This window comes from Streptomyces sp. URMC 123 (genome assembly GCF_051386515.1).
GTDB lineage: Bacteria > Actinomycetota > Actinomycetes > Streptomycetales > Streptomycetaceae > Streptomyces.
In genome coordinates this window covers 1-9,318 of the sequence record NZ_JBPQTV010000253.1, presented here as the reverse complement: position 1 = coordinate 9,318, position 9,318 = coordinate 1, and the positions used below count along the sequence as shown (strand labels likewise).

7 protein-coding genes and 1 pseudogene are annotated in these 9,318 nt (G+C 76.5%); 7 read left to right on the top strand and 1 reads right to left on the bottom strand.

Annotation, left to right across the window (positions count from 1 at the left end):
• From ACSNOD_RS23720 to ACSNOD_RS23690, 7 genes and pseudogenes are all read left to right on the top strand, one after another.
• Nucleotides 1–695: pseudogene (locus tag ACSNOD_RS23720) on the top strand (hypothetical protein); the annotation flags it as partial.
• Nucleotides 692–1,534 carry a DUF4255 domain-containing protein gene (locus ACSNOD_RS23715; RefSeq protein WP_436769058.1) on the top strand — a complete coding sequence of 281 codons (843 nt, stop codon included), beginning with the start codon at nucleotides 692–694 and terminating at the stop codon, nucleotides 1,532–1,534. The pseudogene ACSNOD_RS23720 and the gene ACSNOD_RS23715, both read left to right, overlap by 4 nt.
• Complete coding sequence (locus tag ACSNOD_RS23710) at nucleotides 1,531–3,864, top strand: AAA family ATPase (protein ID WP_436769057.1); 2,334 nt, start codon at nucleotides 1,531–1,533, stop codon at nucleotides 3,862–3,864. Before ACSNOD_RS23715 ends, ACSNOD_RS23710 begins: the two co-directional genes overlap by 4 nt.
• 123 nt (nucleotides 3,865–3,987) lie before the next feature.
• Nucleotides 3,988–5,556, top strand: a complete 1,569-nt coding sequence (locus ACSNOD_RS23705) for a phage tail sheath family protein (protein ID WP_436769056.1) — start codon at nucleotides 3,988–3,990, stop codon at nucleotides 5,554–5,556.
• 127 nt (nucleotides 5,557–5,683) lie between these two features.
• A complete protein-coding gene (locus ACSNOD_RS23700; protein ID WP_436769055.1) occupies nucleotides 5,684–6,124 on the top strand; it encodes a phage tail protein in 441 nt (146 codons plus the stop codon).
• Nucleotides 6,121–6,609 (top strand): hypothetical protein, encoded by a 489-nt coding sequence (locus tag ACSNOD_RS23695; protein WP_436769054.1) that lies wholly within the window; start codon nucleotides 6,121–6,123, stop codon nucleotides 6,607–6,609. The genes ACSNOD_RS23700 and ACSNOD_RS23695 overlap by 4 nt, the downstream gene beginning before the upstream one ends.
• Complete coding sequence (locus ACSNOD_RS23690; protein ID WP_436769053.1) at nucleotides 6,606–6,764, top strand: DUF6760 family protein; 159 nt, start codon at nucleotides 6,606–6,608, stop codon at nucleotides 6,762–6,764. Before ACSNOD_RS23695 ends, ACSNOD_RS23690 begins: the two co-directional genes overlap by 4 nt.
• A gap of 1,245 nt (nucleotides 6,765–8,009) precedes the next feature.
• Here the strand turns inward: ACSNOD_RS23690 and ACSNOD_RS23685 are convergent.
• Nucleotides 8,010–9,188 carry a hypothetical protein gene (locus ACSNOD_RS23685; RefSeq protein WP_436769052.1) on the bottom strand — a complete coding sequence of 393 codons (1,179 nt, stop codon included), beginning with the start codon at nucleotides 9,186–9,188 and terminating at the stop codon, nucleotides 8,010–8,012.
• Nucleotides 9,189–9,318 lie beyond the last annotated feature (130 nt).

Below are 9,318 nucleotides of genomic sequence, written 5' to 3'. Positions count from 1 at the left end.
CCTCACCGCCGCCGACGTCGGCACCCCCCGCGCCCCCGCCGCCCCGGCCGGAGGCCGGGCCTGGCCTCACGATCGACGCACAGCCCGAACCGGGTTACGTGGGAGGCCGGATCGTGGTCACCTACACCGTGCACAACGGCAGGAACGCCCTGGCCACCGGGCTGCGGCTGCGGCTCGGCCTGCCGGCCGCGATCCCCGCCGGGCCGCTGCCGGCCGAATGCGCCGAGGGGGAGTGCGCCCTGGGCGACCTGGCCCCGGGAGCCACCGCGGTCCTGCGCGTCGTCCTCGCGCCCGACAAGGCGCTGACGGCCACGATCACCGGGACGCTCACCACGAGCGGCACCGACGCCGACCCCCGGGACAACGTCGCCAGGCAGCCGCTGCGCGTCCTCCAGCCCCGCATCGTCGCGGTGCCGCCCATCGGCAAGCCGGGGTTCGTCACCTCGGTGCGCGGCGAGGACTTCCCGCCCGGCGCAAGGGTCGCCCTCGCCTGGCGGCCCGGGATCACCGCGGCGGCCGCCCCGACCGTCCCCCGAGCGGACGGGAGGTTCGTCGCACAGTTGTTGATCCTCCCCAAGGACGGCACCGGCCCGCGCACGATCACCGCCTCGGGCACCGGCTTCTCCCCGGTCAGCACGCCGTTCCTGGTGGTCGTCGGGACCATCGGGCCGCCCGACGAGGTGGTGCGCCGGTGATCCACGAAGTCGACGAGGGGCTGCGGCTGCTGCTCACCGAGTCCGGCCTGCGCGAGAGCGGCGTCGAACTCGTCTTCGACGCCCCGACCCGGGACTGGTCGGCCCGGCGCAACGCCCCGACGGTCAGCGTCTTCCTCTACGACATTCGCGAGGACGCCGCCCGGCGGCGGACCGGGACGGCCCAGGAGCACGACGAGCGGGGCATGGTCGTCGGGTGGCGCACCCCGCCGCGCTGGTTCGAGCTGACCTATCTGATCACCGCCTGGACGAACCGCCCGCAGGACGAGCACCGACTGCTCTCGGACGTGCTGCGGTGCCTGGTCGCCTCGGAGGTGCTGCCCAGGCGGCTGTGCACCGGCACCCTCGCCGAACTCGGCCTCACCGTCGAGCTCGACGCGGCGAGCCGCAGCCCGCGCGGCCCCTCGGCGTCGGACGTGTGGTCCGCGCTCGGCGGCGAACTCAAGCCCTCCATCGATCTGCGGGTCCTCGCGCCGCTGTCCGGCGAGCGGTCGGCGGCCGGGCCGCCGGTCACCGAGGGACTCGCGGTGAGGGCGACCCCATGGCACGGCGGGGAACGGCCCCGGCCGGGGCGCGCCGGACCGCCGGCGGGGCCGGGCGGTGTCGGAACGCGGCCCCGGACCGGCGGCGACGGGACGGAGGGCGGAGCCGCCGAGCACGCCGGCTCGGAGGCCGGTACGGCACGCGGGGGACCGGAGGCCGGGCCGGCGCGCCGGCTGCGCTACGACGGGGCGAGCGATCCCGGCCCCGACGGCTTCGCGGTCCGGCGCGCCCGCAAGCCACCGCCCGGGCGGCGCCGACGCGGAGGCGGGACCCGATGACGTACGACATCCGCGAACGGCACGACTCGGCCCCGGAGACCGACCCCGAACGGCCCGGCTCGGCCGCCGAGACCGGCTTCGAAGGGCCTGGCACGGCCGCCACGGTCGGCCCCGAAGGGCAGGCCCCGGCCCCCGAGACCGATCCCGAACGGCACGCCCGGGACTTCGAGACCGGCCCCGAAGGGCAGGCCCCGGCCCCCGCGGTCGACCCCGAAGCGCACGCCCCGGACTGCGAGACCGGTCTCGAACACCTCTGGGCCCGTCTCGCCCGCGTCGAGCAGCGCGTCCGGCACGCCGTCGCCGCGCGCCGCAGCACCGATCCTGACCCGGACGACCCCTACCGCGGCCAGTACCTCACCCCCGAGGCGGCCGAACGCGTCCTGGAACAGCCCTCTGCCGCGTACCTCCCCGCCCCGGTGGACGGCGCCCAGCCGCCCGAGCCGCGTCCCGGGCGGCTCGTCGCGGACTTCGCCCTGACGCCCCTGGACGTCGAGCTCCTCCTCGTCGCCCTCGCCCCGGACATCGACGCCCGCTTCGAGCAGCTCTACGGCTACCTCAACGACGACCTCACCCGCCGCCGGCCGACCATCGGCCTGGCGCTGGAGCTGTGCGGGCTCCCTACCGCCGGGGCCGGACGGTTCCGGTTCGCCCCGTCCGCGCCGCTCGTCGCCGGCGGGCTCCTGGACGTCACGGACGGCGACCGCCCCTTGCTCTCCCGGACCCTGCGCGTGCCCGACCGGGTGACCGCGCACCTGCTCGGCGACGACGGGATCGACGGCAGGCTGCGCGGCCTGGTCGCGGCCGGTCGCGCGGACGGCGCGCCCGCGACGGAACCGGTCGTGCGCGTGGCGGCGGCCGTGCGCACCGGCGGCGGCCTGGTGCACCTGCGCGACCAGGGGGGCGACCCCGGCCGGCTGGCCGTCGACGCGCTCGCCGCGGCGGGCCGGCGCCCCCTCGTCCTCGATGTCGCGGCCCTGGTCGCGGCGCTCGCCACGGACCCGGAACCGGGCCGTCCGCCGCACGCGGAGCCGGCCCGCCTGGCGCACGCCGTGGCCACGGAGGCCAGGCTGAGCGGGGGCGGCATCGTCGTCGGCCCGCTCGAGGCGCTCGCACCCGAGCGGCCCGAGCGCGCGCGCCTCCTGCGCGAGCTGTGCGAGGCGGCCGCCGGAACGCCTCTGATCGCCTACGGGACCAAGGGCTGGGACCCGCTGTGGTCCCGCGACAGCCCCGTGGTGATCGGCGTCGCGCCGGCCCCCGAGCGGGGGCGGGTGGAGCAGTGGCGGCGGGCGCTCACCGACGCCGCCACCGGGGACGCCCTCGCCGGGGACCTGCCGTCGGACGAGGAACTCGCCGAGGCCGTCGCCGCGTACCGGCTCGACGCGCGGCAGGTGCGCAAGGCCGCCACCGTCGCCGTCCGGATGGCCGCGCTCGACCGGCGGCCGGTGCGCCCGTACGACCTGCGGGCCGCGGTCCGGGCGCAGAACGGCGCGGGGCTGGAACGGCTCGCCCGCCGCATCGAGCCCGCGGTGGGCTGGGACGACCTCGTCCTCCCCGACCCGACGCGCCGGCAGCTCGGCGAACTGGCGCTGCGCGCCCGCCACCGCGAGCAGGTGCTCGGCCGGTGGCGGATGCGGCCGGGCGGGGGCCGGGGGCGCGGGGTGATCGCGCTGTTCGCCGGGGAGTCCGGCACCGGGAAGACGATGTCGGCCGAGGTGGTCGCCGCCGAACTCGGCATGGAGCTGTACGTGGTGGACCTGTCCACCGTCGTGGACAAGTACATCGGGGAGACCGAGAAGAACCTCGAACGGATCTTCGTCGAGGCGTCCGAGGTGAACGCCGTGCTGCTCTTCGACGAGGCGGACGCGATCTTCGGAAAGCGGTCGCAGGTCAAGGACGCGCACGACCGCCACGCCAACGTGGAGTCGGCGTATCTGCTCCAGCGCATGGAGTCCTTCGACGGGATCGCGGTGCTCACCACCAATCTCCGCTCCAACCTCGACGAGGCGTTCACCCGGCGCCTCGATGTCGTCGCGGAGTTCCCGATGCCCGACGCCCGGCAGCGGCTCGCCCTGTGGGACCGCTGCCTCGGCCCGGAGCTGCCCCGCGACGACGATCTCGACCTGGACTTCTGCGCACAGCGCTTCGAACTGGCGGGCGGCTCCATTCGCGCCTGCGCGGTGACCGCGGCCTATCTGGCGGCGGAGACGGGCAGGCCCCTGGGCATGGCACAGGTGGTCGCGGCGGTGCTCCAGGAGTACCGCAAGCTCGGCCGGCTGGTGCTGGAGAGCGAGTTCGGGCCCTGGCTGAACGGCGCACCGGGCACGCGGTAGCCGCGTACGAGTGCCCCGAAAGGCAGCATTGTTGCCCCGTGGCCAGGACTTCGGGGCCTACTGCCCGGCGCGGCTCCCCGGTGAGACTCGGAACCGACCGAGTGGCCACCCGAAGGAGCGAGCATGCCGTCGTACCTCACCCCGGGCGTTTACGTGGAGGAGGTGCAGTCCGGTGCACGGCCGATCGAGGGGGTCGGGACCGCCGTGGCCGCCTTCGTCGGTTTCGCGGAGTCCGGGCCCTTCCACCAGCCGACCCTGGTGACCAACTGGGACCAGTACGTCCAGACCTTCGGGGGCTTCACGGCGGGCACCTATCTGGCGCACGCGGTCTACGGGTACTTCGCCAACGGCGGCGGCACGGCGTACGTCGTCCGCGTCGGCGGCCCCGCCCAGGGCGGTGAGCAGGGCGCGGAGCGGCCCGCCGAGCGGTCCGCCGCCGCCCAGGGGCCGGCGCCCACCGCGATCGGCGGATTCCTGGTCTCCGCGCTGCCCGGCTCCGGCGCCGACCTCTCCGTGGAGATCGCCGACGTGGAGGGGGAGAACCCGCCGGAGGACCGGTTCCGGCTGCTGGTCCGGCAGGGCGGCAAGGTGGTGGAGACCTACGACGTCTCCACCCGCAGGAACGTCAAGGGCTATCTGCTCAACCAGGTGCGCGAGTCCAAGCTGATCCAGGTCGTCGAGCAGCCGGGGGTGCCGCAGACCCGCCCGGAGAAGCAGAGCTTCGCCCTCGCGGCCGCCCCCGTCGCCGCCACGCCCGCCCCGGCGCCGAACGGTGTCGCGCGGCTCGACCCGGCCGAGTACGTGGGCGACGCGGCGGCCCGCACCGGCTTCTCCGGCCTGGAGGCGATCGACGAGATCACGATGGTCGCGGTGCCGGACCTGATGAGCGCCCACCAGCGCGGCGACATCGACGCCGAGGGCGTCAGGACGGTCCAGCTCGCGGTGATCTCGCACTGCGAGCAGATGGGCGACCGGGTCGCCGTGCTGGACACCCCGCCGGGCCTCAGCGCCCAGCAGGCCCGCACCTGGCGCAACGACGACGCGGGCTTCGACTCGCGCTACGCCACCGTCTACTACCCCTGGATCAGGGTGTTCGACCCGGCGAGCGGCCGGAACGCCACGGTGCCGCCGAGCGGTCACGTGGCCGGTGTGTGGGCGCGCAGCGACGGCGAGCGGGGCGTGCACAAGGCCCCCGCCAACGAGGTCGTCCGCGGCGCCGTGGACCTGGAGCTCCGCCTCAGCAAGGGGGAGCAGGACCTCCTCAACCCCATCGGGGTCAACTGCGTACGGGCCTTCCCCGGCCGCGGCATCCGCATCTGGGGGGCGCGCACCCTCTCGTCGGACCCGGCCTGGCGCTACCTCAATGTGCGCCGGCTCTTCAACTACCTGGAGGAGTCCATCCTGCTGGGCACCCAGTGGGTGGTGTTCGAGCCGAACGACGACCGGCTGTGGTCGAGCATCCGGCGCAATGTCACCGCGTTCCTCACCGACGAGTGGCGCCGGGGAGCGCTCTTCGGCCGCACGGCGGAGGAGGCCTTCTACGTCAAGTGCGACCGGGACAACAACCCGCAGGAGTCGATCGACCTCGGCCGGGTCGTGTGCGAGATCGGGGTGGCCCCGGTGAAGCCGGCCGAGTTCGTGGTGTTCCGGCTGGCCCAGTTCTCCGACAGCACGAGCGTCGTCGACGAGTGACCCGCGCGCGGCGCGCGATCCACGGCGGCCCCGCGGCGCGCGCCGCGCACCAACGAACCGCATCAAGGACGACCCGGCGGGCGGCAACGGCCCGCGGGTCCGGACCCGGAAAAGGTGACAGGCAGTCATGGCAGAGGGCGACGCTCTTTCCACCCACGTCTTCGGCGTGCAGCTGGGCGGCTATCTCGTCGAGTCCATCCAGGAGGTCAGCGGCATGACCGTCGAGGAGGAGGTCGTCGAGGTCCGCCAGGTGACCGCCGAGGGCAAACAGATCATCCGCAAGCAGCCCGGCGCCCGGCAGGCCGGCGAGGTGACGATCACCCGCGGCCTGGACAAGAGCAGCGAGTTCACCGACTGGATCAAGGAAACGCTGAACAACGGCGCCGTCGACACCGCCCGACAGAACCTCACCATCGAGATCAAGGACTCGACGGGGGAGACCGTTCGCCGCATCCAGCTGATGCAGGGCTGGGCGAGCAAGTGGGAGGGCCCCTCCCTGAAGGCCGGCGAGTCCAGCGCCGCGACCGAGACGGTGACCATCACCTTCGAGGAGATCGTGGTCGAATGAGGCGCAGAACGGTCACGGCGGGTGGCCTGGAGGAACTCCTGGAGAACACCGCGCCCGCGGAACGGGGCGAGCAGGCCCCGCCGCCCCCGGCGGGGGAAGGGCGGGACCAGCGGGAGCCGCGCACCGAGTTCCCGTTCGAACTGCCGCGCGGTTACGTCGACGACAACGGCACGGTGCACCGAACGGGCTCGATGCGGCTCGCGACCGCGCGGGACGAACTGCGGCCGCAGATCGACCTGCGGGTGAAGGAGAACCCGGCCTATCTCAGTGTGGTGCTGCTCAGCCAGGTGATCACCAGGCTCGGCACGGTCACCGACGTGCACGCCGGGGTGGTCGAGCGGATGTACGCCACGGACGTCGCGTTCCTCCAGGACTTCTACCGGCGGATCAACAGCGAGGGGCACACGCACGCCGCGGTGACCTGCCCGCTGTGCCACGGCTCGTTCGAGGTGGACCTCTCCGGTGGGCGCCTGGGGGAATCGTGACGTACGCGCTCCCCCGGCTGCGGGAGGAAGTCGCGTACATCGCCTACCACTTCCACTGGCGGCGCGAGGACATTCTCGACCTGACCCACGGCGAGCGACAGCAGTGGGTGCGGGAGATCGCGCGGATCAACACCCGCGTCAACGAGGGCGGGTGATCGCGTGGGGTTCTGGAACCGATTCCGGCGGGAGGGCTCCCGGGGCGCCGAGGGGCGGGCTTCACGTGTCCCGCGTGCTTCACGTGTCTCGCGTGTCCCGGAGGGTACGGCGGTGGGCGGAGGCGCTCCGGTCGCGACCGCTGAGTCCGGGGCGTCGGGGGCGGCCGCCGGCCCGGCACGCGGCGACTGGGACGGCGGCTGGCGGCGGGTCGCGCCGCCGGCCCTGACCGTCGCCCGGTCGGCGATCGGCGTGAGCGACGGGCTGCGGTTCCGATCGGGGCTGGCCGCCTGGCAGAACCCCGCGTTCCGAACGGAACTCGGCCACGCCGTACTGCCGTCCGCGCCCGCCGGGCTGATCCACGGGGTGGTCTCCCGGCCGTCCGCGCCGCGCCCGGCCACGACGGCCGGCCCCCTGCTCCTGCCCGTCGTACGGCCCGCGCCGGAGTCGGAGGCGGAGACCGAACCCCGGTTCGGGGCGGCCTCGCCGACGGCGGGGGCGGGGCACACCGGCGGCGGCACCGGCCCCGTACAGCGGTCGACCACCGGACCGGCCCAGCGGCCGGGCCGGTCCGGGGCCGCGTCCGGGACCGGGCCGCTCCCGAAGCCGCCGGGGGAGCCGGGCTCATCGGCTGCCCCCGGCCCGCTCGGCCCTCCGGCGGCTTCGGTCTCCTCGGCGCCCTCGTCGGCGTCCTCGGCGTCCTCGGCACGGCCGGTCCGGGGCGCCGGGGAGGGCTCCGGCGCGCCGGGAACACGGCCGGGACGGGAACCCGCGCGGCGCGTCGCGTCCCCGGGGTCCGGTGAGCGGTCCGCCGCGACCTCGGGCTCCGGCGAGCGGTCCGCCGCGCCCTCGGAGGCCGTCCAGCGGCGGGTGCGCCCCGCCGCCGTCCGTCCGCGCCCGGCCGGCCCCTCGCTGATCGTGGCCCGGCGCCCGGCGGTGCCGGCGCGCCGGGTCAGGGCGATTCCGCCGCCGGCCGCCACGCCCCCGGGGGCCGTCGGGGGAGCCCCCGGTACGGCGGCGGACCCGGCCGCGACCGGCACGGAGCGCCCCGCGAGTTCGGCGGGTCGGGAGGGCCCGGCAGGGCCCTCCCCGGCCGCTCGGGCGGCCGAGCCGCCCGGGTCCGCGGCCCGTCCGGCGGCACCGGAGCGCACCCGGCCCGGCACCGGCCCCGCGTCGCACGGGACGGTGCGGCCCGCGCTGGGTGAGCCCCTGCGCGAGCTGCCCAGCAGTGCCGTCGTGCGGTCGGCTCAGGACACGGCCCCCAGCGACGCGTCGGCGCGGTCCGGCGCCCCCATGGTGACGGGGACCGACGCGATGCCCGTCCTGCAACGCCGGATGGGCTCCGACCCGGTGGGGTCGCCGGAGCCGGCGGGCACCCCGCCTTCCGGCACGCCGTCCCCCGCGCCCTCCGAGCGGCCGAGCGCGCCCCGGTCGCTGCCGCCTCGGGAAGCGAAGGACCCGGCCCGGCAGGGCGCTCCCGCGTCGAGGCCCGGCAGTCGCGCGGGAATCGGCGCGCCGCTGCCCGCGCTGCCGCCCACCGCCACGACGCCGGCCGCGCCGCTCCTGGGTGGCGGCGAACGGGACCGGGGGCGTACGGGGTCGGCGCACCGGAGCGCGGACCAGGCGGAGGGGCGCACCGGCGCGCCACCACCCGTACCGCCCACCGCCCCGGCTCCGGCCTCCGGGCCCTCGATGCCCACCCGTACGGGGGACAGGACCACGGCCGGAGGGGCCACGGCCGGCAGTAGTGACGCGCCGGCGATGCCCGTGCGCTCGGCGGCTTCGCCGTCGCCCACGGCGGGATCAGCGGCCGGGCCACCGGTCGTCCAGCGCGCCGCGGAGCCCCGCGAGGCGGCCGGCTCGTCGGCGGGGGCGGAGGCGCACGGCAGTGGTGCCGCGCCGGCGATGCCCGTGCGCTCGGCGGCGCACCCGACGGCTTCGCCGTCGCCCATGGCGGGGCCATCGGCGGGGCCACCGATCGTCCAGCGCGCGGCGAAGTCCCGGAAAGCGGTCGGCCCGTCGGCGGGGGCGGAGGCAGCGAGCGGGACCGCTGTTCGCCAGCGGGCCGGTTCCGGCGGGGCGGTCCCCGGAGCGGGGCCGGCGCCCGCGGCCCCGCGGCAGTCCGCTTCACGGCCGGCCGAGGCGTCCGCCGGCCCGGTCGGGCCCCTGGCCCAGCGACGGACCGCGCCCACGGCGGAGAAGCTCCGGAGCTCCACGTCGACGCCCGCCCTCGGCACCACCCGCGCGATGCCCGCCGTCCAGCGGTCGAGGCCCCTGCTCGCGGACCGGCCCCTGACGGTCGGCACCGGCGCGGGCGAGGGCTTCTCGGCGCCGCCGGCCCCCCGCACGGCCCGTCCCGTCGTGGCCGCCACCTGGCGCCGCGCCCCGGCGCCGTACGAGGTGACGGCCGCGGCGCCGTCGGCCACGGGTTCGGCCGGGCCCCCTGCCGCGAACGCGCCGGCGGCCGGGCGGGGGACGGGCACCGAACCGGCTCGGGCAGGACGTGGGCGGCGGCTCGGGCGCCACCGCCCTTCCCCGCCCCCCTCACCTCCGCGA

Coding starts and splice junctions, on each gene's coding strand:
- ACSNOD_RS23710 (WP_436769057.1), top strand. CDS start 1,531: ATGACGTACGACATCCGCGAACGGCACGACTCGGCCCCGGAGACCGAC.
- ACSNOD_RS23705 (WP_436769056.1), top strand. CDS start 3,988: ATGCCGTCGTACCTCACCCCGGGCGTTTACGTGGAGGAGGTGCAGTCC.
- ACSNOD_RS23700 (WP_436769055.1), top strand. CDS start 5,684: ATGGCAGAGGGCGACGCTCTTTCCACCCACGTCTTCGGCGTGCAGCTG.
- ACSNOD_RS23695 (WP_436769054.1), top strand. CDS start 6,121: ATGAGGCGCAGAACGGTCACGGCGGGTGGCCTGGAGGAACTCCTGGAG.